Origin of the sequence: Thermopolyspora flexuosa, assembly GCF_006716785.1 — a bacterium.
Taxonomy (GTDB): domain Bacteria; phylum Actinomycetota; class Actinomycetes; order Streptosporangiales; family Streptosporangiaceae; genus Thermopolyspora; species Thermopolyspora flexuosa.
In genome coordinates, this window is record NZ_VFPQ01000001.1 from 1,134,167 (window position 1) to 1,156,495 (window position 22,329).

Here is a 22,329-nt window from a genome sequence, read left to right on the forward strand (position 1 = left end):
CCCAGGATCGAAGCATGCGAACTCAGGTCGGCATCATCGGGGCCGGGCCTGCAGGCCTGTTGCTGTCCCATCTGCTTCACCTACGGGGAATCGACTCGGTCGTTCTGGAGATCCGGAGCCGGGAGTACTGTGAGGGCCGCGTGCGCGCGGGCGTGCTCGAGCAGGGCACGGTGGACATCCTCACCGAGGCCGGGGTCGCGGACCGGCTGCACCGGGAGGGCCTGGTGCACCACGGCATCGAGCTGCGCTACGGCGGCAAGGGCCACCGCATCGCGTTCGAGCGGCTGGTGCCGGGCCGGGCCATCACCGTGTACGGCCAGCAGGAGGTGGTCAAGGACCTCTTCGAGGCGCGGTTCGCCGCCGGTGGCACGATCCACTTCGAGGTCCCCGACGTCGAGCTGCACGACATCGACACCGACCACCCGTCGATCACCTTCCAGGGGCAGCGGCTGGAGTGCGACTTCATCGCCGGGTGCGACGGCTTCCACGGCGTGTCCCGCAAGTCGATCCCCGAGGGCGCCCTCACGATCTACGAGCGGACCTACCCCTTCGCCTGGCTCGGCGTCCTGGCGAAGGTGCCGCCCTCCACCGAGGAGCTGATCTACGCCTACACCGAGGACGGCTTCGCGCTGCACAGCATGCGCGGCCCCGAGATCAGCCGCCTCTACCTGCAGGTGCCGCCGGACGCGTCGCTCGACGAGTGGCCGGACGACCGCATCTGGGCCGAGCTGAAGCGGCGGCTGGAGACCATCCCGGACTGGGAGCTCACCACCGGCCCGATCATCGAGCGGGGCATCACGCCGATGCGCAGCTTCGTGGCCGAGCCGATGCGGTACGGCCGGCTCTTCCTCGCCGGGGACGCCGCGCACATCGTGCCGCCCACCGGGGCGAAGGGCCTCAACCTCGCCGCCGCGGACGTGCGCATGCTCGCCGAGGCGATCTCCCACTGGTACGCGACCGGGTCGGACGAGCTGCTCGACCGGTACTCGGACGCCTGCCTCAAGCGGATCTGGCGGGCCCAGCACTTCTCCTGGTGGATGACCACCCTGCTGCACACCTTCGACACCGACGACGCCTACGGCCGCCGCCTGCAGCGCTCCTACCTCGACTACGTCACCTCCTCGGAGGCGGCCGCGACCACCCTCGCCGAGAACTACGTCGGCGTGCCGTTCGAGCGGTTCGGCACCTTCGGCGGCTGACCCTCCGGGCCGCGCCGGCCGGTACGCCCGATCCCGCCCGCGGCCGGGGAGGCCGCGCCGTCCCGCGCCTCCCTCCCACACCGTGATCATCCCGCCCGCGGGCCGGACGGCCGTGCCCTCGCGCGGTCACCCGTGACGCACGCCCGTGTCCGCTGCGTGCCCGCGCCGGACCCCGGCGGGACGGGGCGAATCCAGGCGGAGGGGTGCCGGTGGGCCCGGGGCGAGGCACAATGGTGAGGCCAGGTGGAGGGCGCCCGCGAGCGTGCGCGCGGGCGCCTTTCCGTCGCATGGGGGCCGACCCCGAGCGCTCCGCCGCCCCGTCCCGGATCCGGTCCGCGGCGCGAACGCGCAGGTGGGCGGCCGGACGGCCGGCCGTACCCCGGAGGGCCGTCCCCCAATTCGTCCCCGGCCGCTCCGGGGGCGGAGGTAGGGGGTCGATCAGGGCGCCATCCGGCCGATCTCCGATACCCCGTCCGTGGCCCGGCCCGGACAGTGGGGGGTCATGGAATGGTCAATCAAGCCCCCCGCGACCCCGGCGGTGCGGGCGCTCGCGCCGGTGGGCCTCGCGGCGATCGTCGTGGGCACCGCCGGGCTGGTCGCGCTGCACGTCACGCCCCGGCTGAGCCCGGTACGGGACCTGATCAGCGAGTACCACTTCCTGCCGTCCGGCTGGCTGCTGTCCGTCTCGCTCGTCACGATCGCGGTCGGCGGGGGCGCGCTCGCGCTCGTGCTCGCCCGGGCGGAGGCGAACCCGCGGGTGGCGGCCCTCGTGGCTGTCTGGGCCGGGTGCATCCTGCTCGTCGGCGCGTTCCCCACCGACCCGCCCGGCGAGCCGCTGTCGGCGTCCGGCGCCATCCACCGGTACGCCGCGTTCCTCGCCTTCCTGACGCTGCCCGTGGCCGGGCTGCTGGTGGCCCGCCGTACCCCGTGGCCGGGCCTGGTGCGCGTGCTGAGCACGGCCGCCTACGCCGCGCTCGCCCTGGTGACCGTGCCGTACGTGACGGAGATCCTCGGCGAGCGGACGGCGCTGCTGCCGCCGGGGCTGATCCAGCGGGTCGTGGTGGGGTGCGAGCTCGGCCTGATGGCGGTGCTCGGCCGGTACGTGTGCGCGTCGCTAGGCGTCCGGGGTCGTGCCGAACACGTCGTCGCCGATCGTGTAGGACTCGCGGGTGCGGGCGGTCCCGGTGGCGGTGTCGACCTCGAGCACCCGGATCGCGTCGCTTCGCGCGGCGATGCGCGACAGCCGTACCGTGACCTGGGTCTCGCCGCTCCAGCCGAGCGCGTCCACGAGGTCGTCGTCGGGGATCCGCACCGGGATGCGGCGCAGCGTCCCGGTCCGCGGGTCGTACAGGCCCAGCGCGGCGTCCGTGCCGCCGCCGCCGACGAACGCGACGGTCCCGCCGTCGGGGGAGAGGGCGTAGGGGGCGTTGTCGGCGACGACCTGGGGCGGCCGGATGTCGAGGAGCGGCTCCCCGCCGGCGTCGAACGCGACCAGCCGGGTGATCCGGTCGCCGCGCGACCCGGCCGCGAGCACCGACTCGCCGTCGCCGCCGAAGCCCTGGAAGGCGAGCGTGCCGGGCAGCCGCAGCGCGACGGCGCCGGTCGAGGTGTCGTAGACCACGGTCGGCCGCCGCTCCGGGTCGTCGCCCGCCTCGACCGCGAGCCGGCCGCCGGTGTTGGACAGGTAGAGCGTGACCAGGTCGGTGCCGCTCCCCTTCGGCGGCGTGTACGCCAGCACGAGCGGCGCGCCGCCCGCGACCTTGCGCACCACCAGGCGGCCGTCCTCGCGGAAGTAGGCGACGGTGGTGCCGTCGCCGCTGATCGCGAACGGGGCCGTGCGGTTCCGGACCTTCTCGCCCTTGGCGGTGCGCGCAAGGACGCGCGCCTCGGCGAGCCGCACCGTGCGGCCGCTGCGCATGCGTAGCCGCCACGGGCCGCACGGGGTGGCCGTGCCGTTCTCGGTGCAGCGCTTGACGTACGCGTAGCGGACGGTGTCGCTCGTGGCGGCGCCGGGGGAGGCCGCGGTCGTGCGGGGATACGCGGTGGCGGCTGCGGGGGCGGTCACCGCGGCGTGGGCGGGCCCGCCGAGGGCGGCGGCCGCCAGGGTGAGCAGCGTGCCGAGGGCGGCGTGGACGGCGGTGCGGCGCGTGCGATGGGTCATGGTTCCTCCCCGCCCTCACGAACACCTGGCCGGGACACGCGGATGATCATAGGCGGAGCGCGGGGGATCGCGGACCGGCGTGCCACGATGAGGGGATGAGACGTGACCTGCTCTCCGCGGAGGAGCTCGCCGCCGCGCTGCCCGGCATCCCGGAGTGGCGGGTGGCCGACGGGCGGCTGCGCCGTACCGTCGTGTGCCCGTCGTTCCGCGACGCGATCGAGCTGGTACGGCGGGTCGCCGACATCGCCGAGGAGCTCGACCACCATCCGGACATCGACATCCGCTACCGCACGGTGCACCTGACGCTGTGGACCCACGACCGGGGCGGCGTCACCGAGTTCGACCTGGAGGCGGCGCGGCGCATCGACCGGCTGCTCGCCGCAGGCGCCGGGGACGGGTGACCCGGCCGCTGCCGGGGCGGGGAGGCGGCCGCGAACCGCCTTATGCGGTGCGTGGGAGAACCGTTCACCGGCACGGTCAATTGTCCAATTTGTCTAGTCAACAGGTCTGATCGAAACCGGCATGTCGTTCAATACGGCATGCCGGAGATTTATGGATGGCGGTGGTTCGCCGGGTGTCGGGGTTGGGGGCCGGTGTCCGGTTCGCCGTGCCGTGATAACCTGATATCCGCGTTTCGGTCAGCTTAAAATGTAAATAACGGTTGCTCCCAAATAGGAAAAAATTCCTGGTGAGTAACCGGCCCATCTGTGTAGAAACGTCTAGCCCTTCGGGAAAGTTCGCTTTCCGGCTCTCGTTCTCGGACAAATTGTGATAGTAGTGATGATCTATGCGGAAAGCGATGAAAGGTGAGGGCATGAAGAAGGTCATCGTGCACAAGCCAGGCACCGTACGGCTCAGCGGCGCGGCGAGCGCCAAGCACGAGGGCTGATCCGATAACGCGCCGAAGGGGGGAACCGAAGAGAGGGGGAGGCAGTGGACCACCTGTGGATCGAAGCGGAACGGACTCCGTCCGGCATCGACCTTCCTCCGCCTCTCCTCCCGCCGGTCGACGCCGACCGCTGGGCGGGCGGCCCCTACACGTTCGGCGCCGCGATCGCCCGGGCCCTGGTGCCGCTCGCGCTCCGGCACCGGCCCGGGCTGGTCGACGCGCACGACATCGAGCTGCGCACCGTCGCCCCCGATCTGCGCGGCACGGTCCCGGTACGGCGCGGCTCCATCGCCGAGACGCTGCCGCCGGCCGAGCGCATCCTCGTGCACGCCGCCAAGCGCACCCGGCGGATCGCGAACGGCCTGGCGGAGTTCGTGCGCGACACCGTGGCGGCGCTGCGCGGCCAGGACGGCCCGGCCGGTCCCCGCGCGGTCGTGGTGCACAACGCGCACCTGGCGGACTTCACCGACCGGGAGCTGCTGGAGATCCTGCTCACCCGCGTCGACCCGGACCTGCTCACCCTGGTCGTGTGCGCCCCCGCCCCGGCCGAGCCGCTCGCTTCGGCGCTCGCCGCCCGGGCCAGGCGCGTCCCCGGCGGCCGGGCGGCCGGCGGCGAGGACGACCGGGCCGCGGAGGAGGGCGGCCGCCGTACCTGGCAGGGCGGGCCCGCGCTGCCGTACCCGAGCGAGCGCCGCCTCGACGAGCTCGCCGGCGCGGAGCTGCGGGAGGCGATCGAGCGGTGCTTCGAGGCCGGCTGCCACCACGCCGTCGCCGAGCTGGGCCGGCGGGCGCTGGAGGCGACCGAGCCCGGCGCCGAGGGCTGGTGGCGGCTCGTGCACCGCACCGCCACCGCGCTCGCCGCGATCGACCGGGAGGAGGAGGCATGGGCGCTGTTCGACCAGGTGCGCCGGGTGAGCACCGAGCCGGCCGAGCACGCCGCCGCCGCGTACTCCACCGCGATGCTGCTCGTGCGCCACCACGACCCGGCGCGGCGCGACTCCGAGGCGGCGCTGCCGTGGATCAACCAGGCAATCGCCATCTCCACGCTGCTGCCCGACCCGGAGCTGCGCGCGTTCAAGCTCGGCTTCGACCTCAACGGCCGGGCCCTCATCGAGATGCGCCTGGGCCGCGTCGAGCAGGCGCTCGAGCTGGTCGAGCGGGCGATCGCGCTCGCCGACGAGGGGCTGCCGCCGGACCGGCACCCGATCCACCGGCTCGTGCTGCGCGCCAACCGCGCCCAGCTCAGGAGCATGCTGGGCCACCCGGAGGAGGCGCTGGCCGACCTCGACGCCGCCATCGCCGCCGACCCCGGCTACCCCGACTACTACATCGACCGGGGCAACCTGCTGCACCGGCTGGGCCGGCTCGACGAGGCGCTCGCCGACTACGAGACCGCGATGCGCGTGGGGCCGCCGTTCCCCGAGGCGTACTACAACCGCGCCGAGATCCGGTACGCCACCGGCGACCACGACGGCGCGCTCGCCGACCTCGACTACGCGCTCGAGCTCGACCCCGGCTTCGTCGACGCCTACGTCAACCGGGCCGGGCTGCTCGCCGCGCGCGGCGACTACGCGCGCGCCCGGGTCGACGCCGAGCGCGGGCTCGCCCTCGCCCCGGCCAACCCGTACCTGCTGTGCGTGCTCGGCCAGATCGAGATGGCCGAGCACCGGGCCGACCGGGCGCGGCAGGCGTTCGACGGCGCGCTGCGGTACGACCCGTCGCTCGCCACCGCGTGGGCGAACCGCGGCATCCTCGCCTTCGAGACCGGCGACCTGGACGGCGCGGTGCGCGACCTGAGCCGCGCGGTCGAGCTCACCCGGGCGAACGCGTCCCCTCGCGAGGAGGCGCCGCTGCTGTTCAACCGCGCCGTGGCGCTGCGCGCGGCCGGGCGCGAGGAGGAGGCGATCGCCGACCTCACCCGCGCGCTCGAGCTCGCCCCCGACGACGAGGACGTACGGCGGGCCCTCGCGGTCGGCTGACCATCCGGCGGCGTCGGCACCCCGGCCTTTCGGCCGTCCGGCCGCGGCGTGCGACGGTGCCCGGGCGTGATGTGCGGGGGAGGCCGTATGGCTTCCCGCACCTGCGCGCCCGCTCTCCTTCCGGCCGCGGGCAAGGTTGACCGGGCATGCTCACTCGCCTGCGTGCGCGCAGGTCAAGGTGGAGTTCCAGGAAAACCCCACCCGTACCCTCACGCGTCCTACGCCACGCAGGTATCAGTCGCAACAGAGAGTGATCGCCGATGAACCGAACGGCTCGCTTATCCGCCGCCGCGTGCGCCCTCGCCGTGACCGCCCCGATCCTCGCCGCCACCCCGGCCGACGCCGCCGCGGCCAGGCCGCACCTGCCGAAGGGCACGATCACGGCCAAGGTCGCCAAGATCGTGAGCGGGGACACCCTGGACGTCCGCTACCAGGGCGGGATCCGGCGCGTACGCCTGCTCGGGGTGGACACCCCCGACCCGGGCCGATGCTGGAGCCGCGAGGCGACCGCCCGCACCGCCGCCCTGCTCAAGGCCGGCAGAGGCGTGTACCTGCTGCGGGACAAGAGGCTCAGGGACTCCTCCGGCCGCTACCTGTACTACGCCTGGACGCCCTCGGGCACCTTCGTCAACCGCAACCTGGTCCGTTACGGCTTCGGACGGGTGGTGTCGGTCAAGCTCAACGTCCGCTACCTGCCGGCGCTGCGCTCCGACCAGGCCAAGGCGAAGCAGGAACGCCTGCGCATCTGGTCGGGCAGGTGCGGGCCGCTCGGCCGCGTCGGCACCGGTGGCGCCGCTGGGACGGGCGGCTCCGGCGCGTCCGGCGCCTCCGGCAAGGCGAGCGGCGGGTCCGGTAAGGCGAGCGGCGGCACGGGAAGCGGCGGCTCCGGCAAGGCGAGCAGCGGTAAGGGCAGCGGCGGCCTCGACCCGCGGTTCCGTACCTGCGCCGAGGCGAACGCCGCCGGTTACGGCCCGTACGTCCGCGGCCGGGACCCCGAGTACTCCTGGTACCAGGACCGAGACGGGGACGGCGTCGTCTGCGAGCGCTGACCCCTTCCCGGCCTTCGCGACAGGCCACCCTGCCTTCCCGCAGGGTGGCCTTGCCGAGCCGGCCCATGCGAGGCAGGTAGGGACAGACGTCATCGCCGGTCTTGGTCGGCAGGGTCGGCCGGTGGTGGTGGCCGCTCGGGGGCGGGGGAGGTCACGTCGGCGGCGCGGTGGCGGCTGATCAGGGGTTGCAGGAACCAGGCCCAGCCGCCGAGCAGGGCGAGGCCCGTGCCCACGACGAGCGGTACGGCGCCGCCGTACAGGTAGTCCACGACCATGACGGTGGCGGCGGTCATCGAGATCACCAGGGCGATGCCGCCGAGGATGCCGTACACGTTGGAGCGGTGGACGAGGGGCTCCTTGACCCCGCGGCGGAACAGGATGCGGTGCTGGGCCGCGGGGGCGATGTAGCAGATCGAGGCGACCGCCGCGGCGCCGAGCGCGATCATGTAGAGCAGGCGGTCGGTGTGGCTCAGCGTGGCGAAGGCCGGCGAGAACGGCACGGTGAGCAGGAACGCGAACAGCACCTGGACGCCGGTGACCGCGACGCGGAAGCCCTGCAGCAGCTCCACGAAGTTGCGGTCGGCGCGCTGTTCGGCGGTCTCCCCGCGGCCCGGCGCGCCGGTGTCGGGCCCGGGTGAGGTGGCCGCTCGCATCGCTTCATCTCCCGGCGTCACGTTTCCCGTCCGGTCCCGGGGTGAACGGGCAGGCTGGGACGCGGCGAGCCGGACGCGTCCGGCAGGCCGTGACCGGAGGGATCCCAGACCCGCGTGGACCGGTTACCCTGCCCGGAATCGATCAGGAGAAACCCGTGACGCCGGACCGGTCACAGGTAGGGGTCCTCGTCGGGCCCGTCACCGGGCGGATCACCGGGGGTGCGTACGGCGGCGGCCGGCACGATGCCGACCAGGCGGCCGTCGGTCATCGTGACCACGACCTCGTCGAGGCCCTCGCGGTCCATGCGCGCGCTCAGCGCGGCGACCTCCTCGCTGGGCCGTACCGTGGGGATGTCGATCCGCATGATCTCCTCGGCGCGGGCGTCGGGGGACGCGCCCTTCAGCTCCCGCTCGCCGATGAGGCCGAGCACGACGTCCTGCCCGCCGACCACCACGGCCACGCCCGCCGGGTCGGCGCCCACGCGGGGCTCGACGCCGGAGACCGCGTCGCCCGCCGAGGTGATGACCGGGTCGTGGCGGACGATCCGCGACACGAGGACCGCGTCGCCCGCGTAGGGGAGGTCCGCCGACAGCCAGTCCATCCGGCCCGCGGCGTAGTCGAAGACGTCGTGGAAGCCGAGCCGCTCCAGCAGCCGGGCGGCCCGGGCGCTGCGGTCGCACAGCCAGTCCTGGCCGTACACGATGACCGGCCGCGCCGGGTTCAGCCGCTCGGCCGCCGTGTCGCGGATCTCCTCGAGCGGCAGGTGGGCCGCCTGCGGCAGGTGCGCCCACGCGTACGCCGCCCGCGGCGACACGTCCACGAGCTGGGCCTCCTGACTGTCCAGCAGGCCCTGTACGGCCCAGCGGTCGATGACCTCAACCATGCACTAGCCGTACCCGCCGGATACGACCTCATGCCGAAGCGCGGGAAGTGGGCCGGATCAGCGGCCGCACCGCTCCGCCCCGCACAGGAGCCGCAGCGCCGCGTAGCCGATGAGGGCGATCACGCCGAGGATCACGACCCACTTGATGACGTTGAACAGAAAACCGAGAACGGCACCGAATACGAAAAACCCCACCACGAGTGCCGCCGCAACGAGAAGAATGCGTCCCATGACCCTCACCGTACGGCCGGGGCGGGCCGTGCCGTGAGGGGTGAACGGGGATCTCAGGGACGGGTCAGGGACGTACCGGAGGGGAGTCGGGGTCGGCCCCGGGCCGGGAGCCGGGGCCGGGCACCGATCGGACGATTTGCGCGCCGGTCCGATCCGACGCCGCGGACGGCGCGTATACCAAGGGGAAGTGCGCTGATCTTCGGCCTGCGAAAGGTTGGTTGGGGTGGATCTGGGGGTACGGCTCGCCGACAGGTACACGCTCGAGGAGCGCGTGGCGAGCGGCGGCACGGCCGAGGTGTGGCGGGCCTGGGACGAGGTGCTCGCCCGCTCGGTCGCCGTGAAGCTGGTGAGCGCGGGCGGGCGCCGGGGCGCGGCGTTCCGGCGGCGCTTCCGGGACGAGGCGCGGTCGGCCGCCGGGCTCACCCACCCGCGGGTGGTGGCGATCCACGACTACGGCGAGACCGAGGACGGATTCGGCGCGCGCACGCCGTACCTGGTGATGGAGTTCCTGCACGGGGAGACCCTCGCCGAGCGGCTCGCCCGCGGGCCGCTGCCGGTCGCCGAGGCTGCCCGGGTGTGCGGGCAGGTGGCCGAGGCGCTCGCCGCCGCCCACCGGGCCGGGCTGGTGCACCGGGACGTCAAGCCCGCGAACGTGTTCCTCACCCCGGACGGGGTGAAGGTGCTCGACTTCGGCATCGCCTGGGCGCTGCGCGGCGACCCGGTGCGCGCCGACCCCTTCGTGTGGACCGCGCCGGTGGATCCGGAGGAGCCCGCGGGGCCCGCGCCGTACCTCGCGCCCGAGCAGCTCGCCGGGCAGGAGGTGACGCCGGCGGCGGACGTGTACGCGCTCGGCGTGATCCTCGGTGAGTGCCTCACCGGCGGCCGGGAGGCCGACGCCGAGCCGCCCGCCGAGACGCCCGCGCGGGTGGTCGAGCTGTGGCGGCGGTGCCGGGCCGCGGACCCGGCGGAGCGGCCGCCCGCGGCGGAGGTGGCCGCGGTGCTCGCGGCGAGCCTGCCCGCGTCGCTCGACGTCCCCACGCCCCCGTCCGGCGTGCCCGCGGTGCCGAAGCCCCGCCGTACCCCGAACCCGGCGGTCGGCGCGGTCGCGACCACCGGCCTGGTGCTCGTGGTGAGCGCGCTGCTGATCGGGCTCCTCGTGCCGGGCGGTGAGCGGAGGACGGCCCCGGAGGACGCCGCGGCCCGCCCGGTGCCGACCCAGCTGCGGGCGACCGGTCCCGCGCCGGACACCGCGGACCCGTCGGGCGACGTGGCCCCGGAGGCCGAGGTGGACGCCGGGACGGGCATCGCCGTGGAGACGGAGCCGGCGGACCCGGACACCGGCGGACAGACCGGTACGGCGGGCCGGGACACCTCGAGCGAGACGATGCTGGCGCTCGCCCAGGTGGCGTCGGTGGTCCAGCAGGGGCTCGCCGCGGGGGAGATCCGGTCCGACGTGGCGCTCGACTTCACCAACCTCGTCACGAACCTGCGCAACGACATCGTCGCCGGGACCGAGGGTGAGGTGCGGGCGCGGGTGGCGGCCCTGCGCGCCAAGATCCACACGCGGCTGCGGGAGGGGGCGCTCAGCCGGCGGTACGCCGAGGTGCTCGCCGACAGCCTGCCCGACGCGTCGTGACGCGTTCCGCGGCCACCGGCCGGGAAACGCCTGCCGCGTCGTACGTTTTCCGATGATCCTGGGAGAACAGGAGCCGGCGCCACCGGCCGGCGAAAAGGCGGCGCCGCCGCGAGGTGACCCAGGAAACCCCGCGGCGGCGCCAGGATGTCTCTTCCAGAATCAGCGCCTCGTCAAGGGAGTCAGCCTGTGCCGCCTCCTTTCTCACGGGTGGTGAGGGCTCGTGCGGGTGTTCTGCGTGTTACGGCGTGATCGGATGCGATGACCAGGCGTACAGGGAGGGAGAGGAACCTCCAATCCGGGCGAATTCCGGCGCCGCGAACGGGAGCGGGCGGTGCGACCCGGTGGGCTCGGTGCACTGCTCACTCCTTTCTCCGGCGCATGTCGCCAGGAGGTACGCGGCATGCGCCGCCGCGGTTCGATCCGATGGAGAAATTTCTTCGCCTCGTTCGTGCGCCGTGGCCCGGAAAGGGCCGGCCGGGGAGGCAGGGGGTGGCGGGGGTGCGGCGCGGCCTCCCCGGCGGCCGCTTTCGGGGTGCGGGGCGGCCTACTTCAGGCCGTTGTGGATCGCGGTGATGAGCTCACCGTTCGCGGTGTCGCCGGTGAGTTCCCAGAAGAACGCGCCGCCCAGGCCCTGGTTCTTGGCGTAGGTCATCTTGCCGTTGATCGTGGCGGGGGTGTCGTAGCTCCACCACTCGTTGCCGCAGTGGGCGTACGCGGTGCCGGCGATGGTGCCGGTGGCCGGGCACTTGGTCTTGAGCACCTTGTAGTCCTCGACGCCGTTCTCGTACGTGCCGGGCGCCGGGCCGGTGGCCGAGCCGCCGGGGGCGCTCTGGGTCACGCCGGTCCAGCCGCGGCCGTAGAAGCCGATGCCGAGCAGCAGCTTGCTCGCCGGGACGCCCTTGCTCTTGAGCTTCTGGATCGCCGCGTCGGCGTAGAAGCCCGGCGTCGGGATGCCGTTGTAGGAGGTGAGCGGCGAGTGCGGGGCGGTCGGCCCGTTCTGCGCCCAGGCGCCGAAGTAGTCGTAGGTCATGACGTTGTACCAGTCGACGTACTGCGCGGCGCCGGCGTAGTCGGCGGCGTCGATCTTGCCGCCCGGGGTGCCGTCGGCCGTGATCGCGGCCGTGATCAGGTAGTCCGGGCCGAACTTGGCGCGCAGCGCGGCCATCAGGTTACGGAACGCCGCCGGGCCGCTCGAGTCGCAGGAGAGGCCGCAGGCGTTCGGGTACTCCCAGTCGATGTCGATGCCGTCGAAGACGTCCGCCCAGCGCGGGTCCTTCAGCAGCCGGTAGCAGGAGTCGGCGAACGCGGCCGGGTTCTGCGCGGCCTGGGTGAACCCGCCGGAGTAGGTCCAGCCGCCGAACGAGAACAGGACCTTGATGTGCGGGTACTTCTTCTTCAGCTTGCGGAGCTGGTTGAAGTTGCCGCGCAGCGCCCCCTGGTCCCAGGTGTCGGCCACGCCGTCGACGCTCTCGGCCGCGCTGTAGAACCGGTCGTACGCCGCGTACGTGTCGGCGATCACGCACTGGCCGTTGACCACGTTGCCGAAGGCGTAGTTGATGTAGCCGAGCTTGGCGGCCGAGCCGCTGGTGTCGATGTTCTTGACGTGGTAGTTGCGCTGGTAGACGGCCCAGTCGACGAAGTAGCCGAGCACCTTCTTGCCCCCGCCGCCGTTGCCGGGCGACGACTGGGTGGTGGCGCTCACCTGGTTGCTCGGCTGGGAGACGTTACCGGCGGCGTCCTTGGCCCGCACGGTGTAGGTGTAGGTGGTCGACGGGCTCAGGCCGGTGTCGGTGTGGCTGGTGCCGGTGACGGTGGTGATCCGGGTGCCGTTGCGGTAGACGTCGTAGCCGGTGACGCCGACGTTGTCGGTGGCGGCGTTCCAGGCGAGGGAGACGCTCGCCGACGTGGTGCCGGTGACCCGGAGGTTGCCGGGCGCGCTCGGCGGGGTGGTGTCGGAGCCGCCGCCGGACTGGGTGGTGGCGCTGATCTGGTTGCTCGGCTGGGAGACGTTGCCCGCGGCGTCCCGGGCGCGGACCGTGTAGGTGTAGGTGGTCGACGGGCTCAGGCCGGTGTCGGTGTGGCTGGTGCCGGTGACGGTGGTGATCCGGGTGCCGTTGCGGTAGACGTCGTAGCCGGTGACGCCGACGTTGTCGGTGGCGGCGTTCCAGGCGAGGGAGACGCTGGTGGACGTGGTGCCGGTGGCGCGCAGGTTGCCGGGCGCGCTCGGCGGGGTGGTGTCGGAGCCGCCCTGGCCGCCGGTGACCGCGATCGCGGCGACCGCCGCGTAGTTGGCGCCGCCGTTCATGTTGAACTGCACGTTGAGCTGGCCGTCGGAGACGTTCGCGGTGAACGTGCGGTCGCAGGCGGTGAGCCGGCCGCAGGCGGCGAAGATGTCGAAGCCGGTGAGCACCGTGGTGCCCTCGATCCGCACGTCGAACCTGCGGTGCCCGGCGGCGGTCGCCCAGTCCTCGACCATCTTCAGGGTGACCTGGTAGGTGCCGTTCGGCACGTCGAACTTGTAGCCGGACCAGCCGTTGAAGAGGTTGTAGCTCCGGTAGAGCGTGTCATCGTCGGTGCCCGCGATGTCGCCGCTGACCTGGCCGGTGCCGTACGTGGTGTCGTGTCCCCAGCCGCCGCTGCTGTAGGCGCGGTCCGCCGACCAGTTGTTGCCCGCGCCGTCGGTGTACGCCTGCCCGGCGGCGTTCACCAGGATCGGAGGCGTCACGGCCGCGGCGGCGCCCGGGGCGAAGGCGACGGCCGACCCGAGCGGCAGCAACAGCGTTCCCGCCGCCGCGAGAAGTCTGGTGACAAGTCGTTTCTTCACTGCTCCACGTCCCTGTCAGGTGCGAAAGGAGGCTTGCGAGAGATGAGGGGGGTGTCCCTTGCGTGGGACCGCAGAGGGCGCGCCGGCTCGCCGCGACGGCGGCCTCGACCGATGGGGACGGGATCCCCGGGAGTCGGCGGGGATCGGTGACGGGACGTACGGGGCGGCGGGGAACGCGGCATGGGCGGTCCGACCTGCTTGTCGTGACGGAACTATTAGGAAGCTTTCCTGTTAATTTAGTCGTGAACTTACTTCGCGGTAGCAGGTCTCGTCAATATCGCCGGGCGAAAACGGCGAACGCCCCGGGGCGCGGGCCCCGGGGCGCTGCGGGTACGGCGGTGCCGCGGCGGCCGCCGTGCCGGTCGGCCGTCGCCCGGTGTCAGTCGTTGGCGTGCAGGTCGGCGTTGAGCGTGATGCCCTCGCCCTCGCGCGGGATCGCCTCGACCGCGCCGGTGGTCGAGTTGCGGCGGAACAGCAGGCCGCTCGCGCCGGACAGCTCGCGGGCCTTCACCACCCGGCCGTCCGCGAGGCGCACCTTCGTCCCGGCGGTGACGTACAGCCCGGCCTCGACCACGCAGTCGTCGCCGAGCGAGATGCCGATGCCGGCGTTCGCGCCGAGCAGGCAGCGCTCCCCGATGGAGATGACCTCCTTGCCGCCGCCGGAGAGGGTGCCCATGATCGAGGCGCCGCCGCCGATGTCGGAGCCGTCGCCGACCACGACCCCCGCGGAGATCCGGCCCTCCACCATCGAGGCGCCGAGCGTGCCCGCGTTGAAGTTGACGAAGCCCTCGTGCATCACCGTGGTGCCCGGGGCGAGGTGGGCGCCGAGCCGTACCCGGTCGGCGTCGGCGATGCGCACGCCGCTCGGCACCACGTAGTCGACCATGCGCGGGAACTTGTCCACGCCGTAGACGGTGACCGGGCCGCGGCGGCGCAGGCGCAGCCGTACCTGCTCGAAGCCCTCCACCGGGCAGGGACCGAAGTTGGTCCACACGACGTTGGCGAGCTTGCCGAAGACGCCGTCGAGGTTGAGCCCGTGCGGCCGGACCAGGCGCGCCGACAGCAGGTGGAGCCGCAGGTAGACGTCGTGCGCGTCGGCGGGCGGCTCGGAGAGCTTGGCGATGCCGGTGTGGACCGCCACGACCTCCACGCCCCGGTCGGGGTCGGGCCCGATCAGCCCGGCCAGATCGCCCGCCTCGTCGGCGGAGAGTCGTCGCGTGCCGGTGGACGGCGGCTCGCCCAGCTCGGGAGCCGGAAACCAGGTGTCCAGCACGGTGCCGTCGGCCGCGATCGTCGCCAGGCCGATCCCGTGCGCCCCAGTGTTGGATGGATCGATGGCTGTCACGAAGCAAACGGTACCCGTAGCCGTCGGCCCGGGTGCAGCCGGTACCCGGGGGCGTACCGGGCGGAAGCGGGACGATTAGGGTGACTTGTCGGGATGCCGAGGGAAGGAGCGGGCGTGGTCGAGGCCGTGGTGTTCGACGTCGGGGAGACGTTGATCGACGAGACCCGCATCTGGACGCGGTGGGCCGACCGGCTCGGCGTGCCGGCCGGGACCATGCTCGGGCTGCTGGGCGCGATGGCCGCGGCCGGTCGGCCGCTCGTGGAGGCGTTCCGGCTGGTACGGCCCGGCTTCGACCTGGACGAGGAGATCGCCGCCTGGGAGCGGGAGGACCCGCACGGCCTGCGGGTGCACTTCGACGCCGACGACCTCTACCCGGACGTCCGCCCGGCGTTCGACGCGCTGCGCGCCGCCGGGTACCGGCTGATCATCGCCGGGAACCAGCCGGTGCAGGCCGCCGACGCGCTCGCCGCGATGCGGCTGCCGGTGGAGTCGATCCACACCTCGGACGGGTGGGGCGTGGCCAAGCCGGATCCGGCCTTCTTCGCCAAGGTGACCGCGGTGGCGGGGGTGCCGCCCGCCCGGATCCTGTACGTCGGGGACCGCGTCGACAACGACGTGCTGCCGGCGAAGCGGGCCGGCATGCGCACCGCGCTGCTGCGCCGCGGCCCCTGGGGATACCTGCACGCCGCCCGCCCCGAGGCCGCGGAGGCCGACGTGGTGCTCGACGGCCTGTCCGGGCTCGTCGCCGCGCTCGGCGCGGACGCGGGTACGGCCCGCGCGGGCGGCGCGGGCTAGGCCGCGCGGGCCGTCACGAACCTCGGGTTCTTACCGGAAGCCCTCCTGGAGGCCGAGGCGGTGCCGCAGGCGCTCGCGCAGCACGTCCTGCGCCGTGGCGGGGCCACGGTCGGCCGGCCGTACCTCGACGAGCCACACGTATCCCAGAAAGAGGCCCATCACCAGCGCCACGGCGGCGAGGACGAGCACGAGCATCCACCCGCCCGGCACGTAGATGAGCACGGCGAGGACCGCCGCCAGCCCCAGACCGGCCTTGAGCAGATTCGTCATCCGGAGAGCCTCCAGGTACACGTGCAAGCCGCCGTGGCCGGTGGACGGTTCGGACGTCCGCCCACCGGTCAGCATTCAATCCCGAAAAGCACGGTCTCGGGGTGAGTATCGGGAATTACGTCGACGTTCCGCCACATTCGGCCGCCTCCCGGTGTGTGGACGCGGCTCCAGCATCGCGCATCCGCGGCGCGCGGCGGCGCGGATCGGGCCAACCTTTGCCCGTGGCCGTCCCACCCTGTACCGGCGCCGCGCCCGCCCGGCCGTACCCGGGTCCCCGCCACCGCCGCGACCGGCGAAGATGAGAGCTTTCTCATCCTGCTCTCACGAACGTCTCCCGGAATCCGGGCGATTCTGGGGGGATGAAGAGCCAGGGTCCGCTGTTCGTCGTGGTCGCCGGGGTGCTGCTCGCCGCGTTCCTGCTCGTCGGGTTCGTGTGGGCCGCCTCGGGGCGCGACCCGGACCTCGGTGAGGCGATCGTGGTGTCCCCGGCGGCCTCCGAGCCGCCGGCCTCCCCGGGGGAGGGCTCACCGTCGCCCGCGGCGCCGTCGGCGTCCGCCTCCGCCGACGGCCGCACGCCCGGTGACCCCGCCACCGTCCGGCCCTCCGCCGAGCCGTCCGGCCGCGAACCCGCCGAGCAGGCGGGGGAGCGCGCGGGCACCGCCACGCCCCGCGCCACCGCGGACTCCTCGCCCCCGCCGCGGTCGCGGCCGGTGCCCTCGCCCACCCGGTCCCGGGCGGAGCCGGTGAAGCCGCCGCCGCCGAGGGACGGCGGGGACGACGATGATGATGACGATGACGATGGGTACGACGACGATGACTGAGCGGCGACGCGCATGCGGGTGACCGCGCGTGCGCGCATCGTGGGCTGGATGCTGCTCGTCGCGGGCATCGCCCTCGCGGTCGCGGTGTTCGCCACGTGGACGTTCCTGCTGAAACGCCTCGACGACCGGGTCAACGCCGAGCTGGAGAACGAGGTCGAGAAGCTGCGCGGGTACGTCCGGACCCAGGTGGCCGCGCGGGGAGGGCGGCCACCCGACGACGTGTCCCGGCTGCTCGCCGACTACCTCGCGGTGAACGCGCCGGACCGGTGGGAGACGTTCTTCACCATCGTCGACGGCGCGGCCGACAAGATCACGGCGGTGGCGCCGCCCGCCCGGCTCGACACCGACGACGGGCTGGTACGGCGCCTCGCCGCGGCGACCCGGCCCACCGCGACGTGGGCGGAGAGCGAGGCGGGCACGGTACGGCTCGCGGTCATCCCGGTCCGGGTGGCCGACCCGCGCCCCGCGCACCTGGTGGTGGCGGTCTTCTACGACCGGCAGCGCGAGGAGATCGTGGACGCGGTCCGGGTGCTCGCGATCGCCGGCGTGGCGGCGCTCGGCCTCGCCGGCGCGGCCGGGTGGCTCGTCGCCGGCCGGGTGCTCGCCCCGGTCCGGCTGGTGCGGCAGACCGCCGAGGCGATCAGCGACTCCTCCGACCTCACCCGGCGGCTGGAGGTGACCGGGAACGACGACGTGGCCGCGCTCGCCGCGACCTTCAACCACATGCTCGACCGGCTGGAGCGGGCGTTCGCCGTGCAGCGCGAGTTCGTCGACGACGCCGGGCACGAGCTGCGCACCCCGATCACCGTGATCCGCGGGCACCTGGAGCTCATGGGCGACGACCCGGAGGACCGGGCGCAGACCCTCGCGCTCGTCACCGACGAGCTCGACCGGATGAACCGCATCGTCGACGACCTGCTCACCCTCGCCAAGGCCGAGCAGCCCGGGTTCCTCTCCATCGAGCAGGTCGAGCTCGCCGACCTCACGGTGAGCGTGGTGGCGAAGGCGCGGGCGCTCGGCGACCGCAAGTGGCGGGTGGAGCAGGTGGCCGAGGAGCGGATCGCGGCGGACCGCCAGCGGCTCACCCAGGCGCTCATGCAGCTCGCCGCGAACGCGGTGCGGCACACCCGGGACGGCGACGAGATCGCGGTGGGCTCGGCCGTACGGGGCGGGACGGTCGAGCTGTGGGTGAGCGACAGCGGGCCGGGGGTGCCGCCCGAGGACCGGGAGCGGATCTTCGGCCGGTTCGTGCGCGGCGGCCCGCGCAGCGGGTCGCAGGACGGCGCGGGCCTTGGGCTCGCCATCGTCCGCTCCATCGCCCGGGCGCACGGCGGCGACGTGCACGTGGAGGACGCCCCCATCGGCGGGGCCCGGTTCGTCATCACGATTCCGCTGCGGGAGGTTGCGTGAATCGCATTCTGATCGCCGAGGACGAGGCGCGGATCGCCTCCTTCCTGGAGAAAGGGCTGCGCGGCAACGGGTTCGTGACGGCGGTCGTCTCCGACGGCGTCTCGGCCTACGACTACGCCCGCAGCGGCGAGTTCGACCTGATGATCCTCGACATCGGCCTGCCGCGCATCGACGGGTTCACCGTGCTGCGGCGGCTGCGGGAGGAGCGGGTGACGATCCCCGTGATCATCCTGACCGCGCGGGACAGCGTCGCCGACACCGTCGCCGGGCTCGAGGGCGGGGCCGACGACTACCTCGCCAAGCCGTTCGCCTTCGAGGAGCTGCTCGCCCGGGTACGGCTGCGCGTGCGCGGCTCGCACAGCCCCGAGGTGACCGTGCTGCGGGTCGGCGACCTCGCGCTCGACCTGCGCAGCCGGCGGGCGTACGTCGGGGACCGCTCGGTCGACCTGTCCGCGCGGGAGTTCGCGCTCGCCGAGGTGTTCTGCCGCCACCCCGACCAGGTGCTCACCCGCGAGCAGCTGCTCAGCCTCGTGTGGGGGTTCGACTTCGACCCCGGCTCGAACGTCGTCGACGTGTACGTGCGCTACCTGCGGCGCAAGCTCGGCGCGGAGCGCATCGAGACCGTGCGGGGCGCCGGATACCGGCTCCGCGCCGGATGATCCGCCGGGTGAGAGGGCTCTCATCCCGGCCTCACGGTGGCCCAACCGCCCGCCACGAGCCTGGAGTCATCCGCGCAGGGGGCGCGGAACGACTCCGGGAGGACATCGGATGGCACTGGCACTGTGGCGGATCCTGCTCGCCCTCGCGACCGCCCTCGGCCTCGGCGCCGCGGTCGCGGTCACCGCGGCCCAGGCCGCGAGCGCGGCCGCCGTACCCTCGGCCGCGTACGTCGCGGCCGACGACGATGACGACGGGCGTGACGACGACGATGACGACGATGACGAGCGCGGGGCTCCGCGCGGCGCGGTGAAGGCCGCGGCCAAGGCGGACGACGACGATGACGACGACGATGACCGCCGTGCGCCGCGCGGCGGTGTGGACACCGGCGCGGGCGGAGTGGCCGGGAAGGCCGACGACGATGACGATGATGACGACCGTCGTGCGCCGCGCGGGGGCGTGGACACCGGTGCCGGTGGTGCGGCCGGGAAGGCCGGCGATGACGACGACGATGACCGTCGTGCCCCGCGCGGCGGTGTGGACACCGGCGCGGGCGGCGTCGCCGGGAGCGCGGACGACGACGATGACGACGACACGCCGCGCGGTGGCGTGGAGACCGGGCTGGGCGGCGCGGCGGACACCGGCGCCGACGGCGGGTCCGGCCTCGGCATCCTGCCGCTCACCGCGCTCGGCCTGACCAGCGCCGCGGCGCTCGCCGGCGGCGGGCTGTGGCTCCGGCGCAGGATCACGGCGGCCGAGTGATGGGCGATCGCCGCGGATGGCCCGGCGGGCGCGGCGGCCGGCCGATGGGCCTCGCGCTCGCCGTCGCCGCCCTCGTCACCGCCGGCGCCTGCGCGGCCGGAGCCGCCCCGGCCGACGCGGTCGCCGCGGGGACGCAGACCGCGGTCCGCGAGGCCGCGGCGGCCCGCCCGGTCGACGCCGCCGCGGCTCCCCGCGAGGGCGCCGCCGACGCCGCAGACCCGGTACGGCTCCGCATCCCGGCGATCCGGGTCTCGGCCAAGGTGATCCCGCTCCGCCTGGACCGGAACGGCCGCCTCATCGCCCCGCAGAGCTTCGTGCACGTGGGCTGGAACAAGGCCGGGCCGGAGCCCGGCGAGCCGGGGGTCGCCGTGATCGCCGGGCACGTCGACTCCCGGTCCGGACCGGCGGTCTTCTTCCGCCTCCGGCAGCTGCGGCCCGGGAACCGCGTGCACGTCGACCGCGCGGACGGCAGCACGGTGACGTTCACCGTCACCCGCGTCGCCCGCTATCCGAAGAACCGCATCCCGAACAGGGAGGTGTACGGCCCGGCGGAAACCCCGCAACTCCGCCTGATCACCTGCGGCGGCGCCTTCGACCGGACCCGGCGCAGCTACCGGGACAACGTCGTGGTGTTCGCCCGCTGACCTCGGACCATCCCCGCCCGGCGCGGCCGGCTCTTCTCCCGATCCAGCCTCCTGACGAGCACGCCGGCCCGGGCGGGGCGAGGCCCCCGGACCGCAGCGCGACGCGGGCCGCGGGGAGGTCGTGCCGCCGAGAGCCGGACTCGGCGGCACGACCGTTTCCGGCTTTCCGGCCCGGGGCGGACGCGTGCCGTACCGGCCGGGCCGTACCCCGGCGGAGCGCTCCCGGTCGCCTTGACCCTGACACGGTGGTAGGCCCTAGACCTGGGGGTGTCATGTTCAGCATCGGAGACTTCGCTCGGCTCGGCCGCGTGTCCGTGCGCATGCTGCGGCACTACGACGCGCTGGGGCTGCTGCGGCCCGCCCGGGTCGACCCGCACACCGGCTACCGCTACTACGAGGCGGGGCAGCTGTCCCGGCTCAACCGGATCATCGCCCTCAAGAACCTCGGCCTCACCCTCGAGCAGGTGGGCCGCGTGCTCGAGGAGAAGGTGGGCCCGGAGGAGCTGCACGGCATGCTGCGGCTGCGGCGCGCGGAGCTCGAGGCCCAGGTCGCCGCCGACCTGGCCCGGCTCGCCGAGGTCGAAGCGCGGCTCCGGATGATCGAGACGGAGGGCGTCATGTCCATCGACGTCGTGGTGAAGAGCGTGCCCGGGGTCCGGCTCGCCGAGCTCAGCGGCATCGCCGAGAGCTTCGAGTCGGACAGGATCGGCGCGGTGATCCGGCCGCTCTACGCCGAGCTCGGCAGGCGCATCGCCCGGGCCGGCCTCACCCCCACCGGCCCGGGCGTCGCCTACTACGAGCCGGTCGCCGAGGGCGTGCGGGTGCACGCCGGGCTCCAGGTGAACCTCGAGCCCGGCGTGAGCCACGACTTCGACGTCGTCGACCTGCCCGCGATCGAGCAGGCGGCGACCGTGATCCACAGGGGGCCGATGGACACCGTCGGCGCCACCTACCAGCTGCTCGCCACCTGGATCGAGGAGAACGGCTACCGCGGCACCGGGGTCGCCCGCGAGGTCTACCTCGCCTACGGGGAGGGCGACCCCGCCGGCTGGGTGACCGAGATCCAGGAGCCGGTGACCCGGCCCGCCTGAGCCGCGGCCGCCCGCGCCGGTACGGCCGTGCCGTACCGGCGCGGGCGGGCTCAGGACACGCCGAAGTACCGCTTGGCGCCGTCGTGGAGCGGCACCGGGTCGGTCTTCGGCGCGTCCTCGCGGGAGATGTTGTTCGCCTCGGGGTGCACCTTCGCCAGCTCGGCCTGGTGCTCGAAGAGGATCCGGGTGAGGTTCTCGGCGAGGTCGGCCGGCATTGCCTCGGACACGACGAGCATGTTCGGCACGACGATCGTGTTCACGTCTTCGGCCGTGCCGTACGCCTCCCTGGGCAGCCGGCCGGCCTGGTAGATCGGGCCGTACTCGCTCTGCAACTTGGGGAGCAGGTCGTCGAGCGGCACGAAGACGATCTGCTCCTTCAGGTTGGTGACGAGGTCGGTGATGCCGCCCGTGGGCAGCCCGCCGGACCAGAACAGGGCGTCGATGGTGCCGTCCTTGACGCCCTGCACGGTCTCCGGCAGCGACAGCGCCTGCCGCCTGATGTCGGCGTCCGGGTCGAGCCCGGCCGCGCGCAGCAGGCGGAGCGCGATCGTCTCGGTGCCGGAGTTCGGCGAGCCGGTGGAGACCCGCTTGCCCTTGAGGTCGGCGACCGTGCGCACGTTCGCGTCCTTGCGGGCGAGCACGTGGGTGTAGTTCGTGTAGATGCGGGCGAGGGCGCGGATCGGCTGCGGCGCGGAGAACGCGTCCCGGCCGGTCGCCGCGTCGCTCGCGGTGTCCGCCAGCGTGAACGCGATGTCGGAGTCGCCGCGCACCACCCGCTGGATGTTCTCCACCGACGCCCCGGTGGCCTCGGCGGTGACCTGGTAGCCGGGCAGGTGCTTGGTGAGCAGGTCGGCGTACCCGCCGCCGAGCTGGTAGTAGACGCCGGTGGTGTTCCCGGTGGCGATCGACAGCCGGCCGCCCTTGTAGGCCTCGCCTTCCGCGTCGCCGCGGCGCTCACCCCCGCAGGCGGTGAGCAGGAGGACGAGGGCGGCCGCGGCGGCGGCGATACGGGTCAGCGATCTCATGCCG

General features: G+C 73.7%; 20 protein-coding genes and 1 pseudogene. 13 read left to right on the top strand and 8 right to left on the bottom strand.

What is annotated here, in order from left to right; all coding sequences use genetic code 11:
- Positions 1–14: 14 nt before the first annotated feature.
- Both pobA and FHX40_RS26215 read left to right on the top strand, forming a co-directional pair.
- On the top strand, positions 15–1,199 hold the full coding sequence (gene pobA / locus FHX40_RS05015) for a 4-hydroxybenzoate 3-monooxygenase (protein ID WP_142258527.1): 1,185 nt from the start codon (positions 15–17) through the stop codon (positions 1,197–1,199).
- Between the two features lie 502 nt (positions 1,200–1,701).
- Positions 1,702–2,238: pseudogene (locus FHX40_RS26215) on the top strand (DUF998 domain-containing protein); the annotation flags it as partial.
- Positions 2,239–2,313: 75 nt separating this feature from the next.
- Here the strand turns inward: FHX40_RS26215 and FHX40_RS25685 are convergent.
- Positions 2,314–3,360, bottom strand: coding sequence for a WD40 repeat domain-containing protein (locus FHX40_RS25685; RefSeq protein WP_229789088.1), 1,047 nt, complete (start codon positions 3,358–3,360; stop codon positions 2,314–2,316).
- A gap of 95 nt (positions 3,361–3,455) precedes the next feature.
- Here FHX40_RS25685 and FHX40_RS05025 point away from each other — a divergent pair, with 95 nt between their 5' ends.
- The 3 genes from FHX40_RS05025 to FHX40_RS25695 all read left to right on the top strand — a co-directional run bounded on the left by FHX40_RS05025 (position 3,456) and on the right by FHX40_RS25695 (position 7,277).
- Positions 3,456–3,761, top strand: a complete 306-nt coding sequence (locus tag FHX40_RS05025; RefSeq protein ID WP_142258529.1) for a 4a-hydroxytetrahydrobiopterin dehydratase — start codon at positions 3,456–3,458, stop codon at positions 3,759–3,761.
- 532 nt (positions 3,762–4,293) lie between these two features.
- Entirely contained in the window at positions 4,294–6,228 is a 1,935-nt protein-coding gene (locus FHX40_RS26010) for a tetratricopeptide repeat protein (RefSeq protein ID WP_268241050.1), read from the top strand.
- Positions 6,229–6,488: 260 nt separating this feature from the next.
- Complete coding sequence (locus FHX40_RS25695; RefSeq protein WP_142258530.1) at positions 6,489–7,277, top strand: thermonuclease family protein; 789 nt, start codon at positions 6,489–6,491, stop codon at positions 7,275–7,277.
- A gap of 89 nt (positions 7,278–7,366) precedes the next feature.
- On the opposite strand, the gene FHX40_RS05040 is transcribed toward FHX40_RS25695, so the two are convergent.
- From FHX40_RS05040 to FHX40_RS24945, 3 genes are all read right to left on the bottom strand, one after another.
- A complete protein-coding gene (locus tag FHX40_RS05040; RefSeq protein ID WP_189136271.1) occupies positions 7,367–7,930 on the bottom strand; it encodes a DUF6328 family protein in 564 nt (187 codons plus the stop codon).
- A 170-nt stretch (positions 7,931–8,100) separates the two neighbouring features.
- Positions 8,101–8,814, bottom strand: coding sequence for a rhodanese-like domain-containing protein (locus FHX40_RS05045; RefSeq protein WP_142258531.1), 714 nt, complete (start codon positions 8,812–8,814; stop codon positions 8,101–8,103).
- Positions 8,815–8,871: 57 nt separating this feature from the next.
- On the bottom strand, positions 8,872–9,045 hold the full coding sequence (locus FHX40_RS24945) for a hypothetical protein (protein ID WP_170198717.1): 174 nt from the start codon (positions 9,043–9,045) through the stop codon (positions 8,872–8,874).
- A gap of 223 nt (positions 9,046–9,268) precedes the next feature.
- Here FHX40_RS24945 and FHX40_RS05050 point away from each other — a divergent pair, with 223 nt between their 5' ends.
- Positions 9,269–10,681: a serine/threonine-protein kinase gene (locus FHX40_RS05050; protein ID WP_170198718.1), complete on the top strand. Its 1,413-nt coding sequence runs from the start codon at positions 9,269–9,271 to the stop codon at positions 10,679–10,681.
- A 544-nt stretch (positions 10,682–11,225) separates the two neighbouring features.
- Here FHX40_RS05050 and FHX40_RS05055 read toward each other — a convergent pair.
- Both FHX40_RS05055 and dapD read right to left on the bottom strand, forming a co-directional pair.
- A complete protein-coding gene (locus FHX40_RS05055) occupies positions 11,226–13,505 on the bottom strand; it encodes a glycosyl hydrolase family 18 protein (protein WP_142258533.1) in 2,280 nt (759 codons plus the stop codon).
- A gap of 379 nt (positions 13,506–13,884) precedes the next feature.
- Positions 13,885–14,850, bottom strand: coding sequence for a 2,3,4,5-tetrahydropyridine-2,6-dicarboxylate N-succinyltransferase (gene dapD, locus FHX40_RS05060; protein WP_142258534.1), 966 nt, complete (start codon positions 14,848–14,850; stop codon positions 13,885–13,887).
- 93 nt (positions 14,851–14,943) lie between these two features.
- Between dapD and FHX40_RS05065 the strand changes: the two genes are divergently transcribed.
- Positions 14,944–15,645 (top strand): HAD family hydrolase, encoded by a 702-nt coding sequence (locus FHX40_RS05065; RefSeq protein ID WP_211350162.1) that lies wholly within the window; start codon positions 14,944–14,946, stop codon positions 15,643–15,645.
- A gap of 30 nt (positions 15,646–15,675) precedes the next feature.
- Here FHX40_RS05065 and FHX40_RS05070 read toward each other — a convergent pair whose 3' ends face one another.
- Positions 15,676–15,915, bottom strand: coding sequence for a hypothetical protein (locus tag FHX40_RS05070; protein ID WP_142258535.1), 240 nt, complete (start codon positions 15,913–15,915; stop codon positions 15,676–15,678).
- A gap of 359 nt (positions 15,916–16,274) precedes the next feature.
- Here FHX40_RS05070 and FHX40_RS05075 point away from each other — a divergent pair, with 359 nt between their 5' ends.
- From FHX40_RS05075 to FHX40_RS05100, 6 genes are all read left to right on the top strand, one after another.
- The gene (locus FHX40_RS05075; RefSeq protein WP_142258536.1) at positions 16,275–16,736 is read left to right on the top strand and encodes a hypothetical protein; all 462 of its coding nucleotides are present in this window, start codon (positions 16,275–16,277) and stop codon (positions 16,734–16,736) included.
- A gap of 18 nt (positions 16,737–16,754) precedes the next feature.
- The gene (locus FHX40_RS05080; protein ID WP_211350163.1) at positions 16,755–18,146 is read left to right on the top strand and encodes a sensor histidine kinase; all 1,392 of its coding nucleotides are present in this window, start codon (positions 16,755–16,757) and stop codon (positions 18,144–18,146) included.
- A complete protein-coding gene (locus FHX40_RS05085) occupies positions 18,143–18,805 on the top strand; it encodes a response regulator transcription factor (RefSeq protein WP_142258538.1) in 663 nt (220 codons plus the stop codon). Before FHX40_RS05080 ends, FHX40_RS05085 begins: the two co-directional genes overlap by 4 nt.
- A gap of 109 nt (positions 18,806–18,914) precedes the next feature.
- The gene (locus tag FHX40_RS05090; protein WP_142258539.1) at positions 18,915–19,565 is read left to right on the top strand and encodes a hypothetical protein; all 651 of its coding nucleotides are present in this window, start codon (positions 18,915–18,917) and stop codon (positions 19,563–19,565) included.
- On the top strand, positions 19,565–20,209 hold the full coding sequence (locus tag FHX40_RS05095) for a class F sortase (RefSeq protein WP_211350164.1): 645 nt from the start codon (positions 19,565–19,567) through the stop codon (positions 20,207–20,209). The genes FHX40_RS05090 and FHX40_RS05095 overlap by 1 nt, the downstream gene beginning before the upstream one ends.
- A 272-nt stretch (positions 20,210–20,481) precedes the next feature.
- Positions 20,482–21,300: a MerR family transcriptional regulator gene (locus FHX40_RS05100; RefSeq protein WP_142258540.1), complete on the top strand. Its 819-nt coding sequence runs from the start codon at positions 20,482–20,484 to the stop codon at positions 21,298–21,300.
- A gap of 50 nt (positions 21,301–21,350) precedes the next feature.
- Here FHX40_RS05100 and FHX40_RS05105 read toward each other — a convergent pair whose 3' ends face one another.
- Positions 21,351–22,325: a TAXI family TRAP transporter solute-binding subunit gene (locus tag FHX40_RS05105; protein ID WP_142258541.1), complete on the bottom strand. Its 975-nt coding sequence runs from the start codon at positions 22,323–22,325 to the stop codon at positions 21,351–21,353.
- Positions 22,326–22,329 lie beyond the last annotated feature (4 nt).

Excerpts from the sequence above, each read along its gene's own strand:
- pobA (WP_142258527.1), top strand. The coding sequence starts at position 15 with ATGCGAACTCAGGTCGGCATCATCGGGGCCGGGCCTGCAGGCCTGTTG.
- FHX40_RS25685 (WP_229789088.1), bottom strand. The coding sequence starts at position 3,360 with ATGACCCATCGCACGCGCCGCACCGCCGTCCACGCCGCCCTCGGCACG.
- FHX40_RS05025 (WP_142258529.1), top strand. The coding sequence starts at position 3,456 with ATGAGACGTGACCTGCTCTCCGCGGAGGAGCTCGCCGCCGCGCTGCCC.
- FHX40_RS25695 (WP_142258530.1), top strand. The coding sequence starts at position 6,489 with ATGAACCGAACGGCTCGCTTATCCGCCGCCGCGTGCGCCCTCGCCGTG.
- FHX40_RS05040 (WP_189136271.1), bottom strand. The coding sequence starts at position 7,930 with ATGCGAGCGGCCACCTCACCCGGGCCCGACACCGGCGCGCCGGGCCGC.
- FHX40_RS05045 (WP_142258531.1), bottom strand. The coding sequence starts at position 8,814 with ATGGTTGAGGTCATCGACCGCTGGGCCGTACAGGGCCTGCTGGACAGT.
- FHX40_RS24945 (WP_170198717.1), bottom strand. The coding sequence starts at position 9,045 with ATGGGACGCATTCTTCTCGTTGCGGCGGCACTCGTGGTGGGGTTTTTC.
- FHX40_RS05065 (WP_211350162.1), top strand. The coding sequence starts at position 14,944 with ATGCCGAGGGAAGGAGCGGGCGTGGTCGAGGCCGTGGTGTTCGACGTC.
- FHX40_RS05070 (WP_142258535.1), bottom strand. The coding sequence starts at position 15,915 with ATGACGAATCTGCTCAAGGCCGGTCTGGGGCTGGCGGCGGTCCTCGCC.
- FHX40_RS05075 (WP_142258536.1), top strand. The coding sequence starts at position 16,275 with ATGAAGAGCCAGGGTCCGCTGTTCGTCGTGGTCGCCGGGGTGCTGCTC.
- FHX40_RS05090 (WP_142258539.1), top strand. The coding sequence starts at position 18,915 with ATGGCACTGGCACTGTGGCGGATCCTGCTCGCCCTCGCGACCGCCCTC.
- FHX40_RS05095 (WP_211350164.1), top strand. The coding sequence starts at position 19,565 with ATGGGCGATCGCCGCGGATGGCCCGGCGGGCGCGGCGGCCGGCCGATG.
- FHX40_RS05100 (WP_142258540.1), top strand. The coding sequence starts at position 20,482 with ATGTTCAGCATCGGAGACTTCGCTCGGCTCGGCCGCGTGTCCGTGCGC.
- FHX40_RS05105 (WP_142258541.1), bottom strand. The coding sequence starts at position 22,325 with ATGAGATCGCTGACCCGTATCGCCGCCGCCGCGGCCGCCCTCGTCCTC.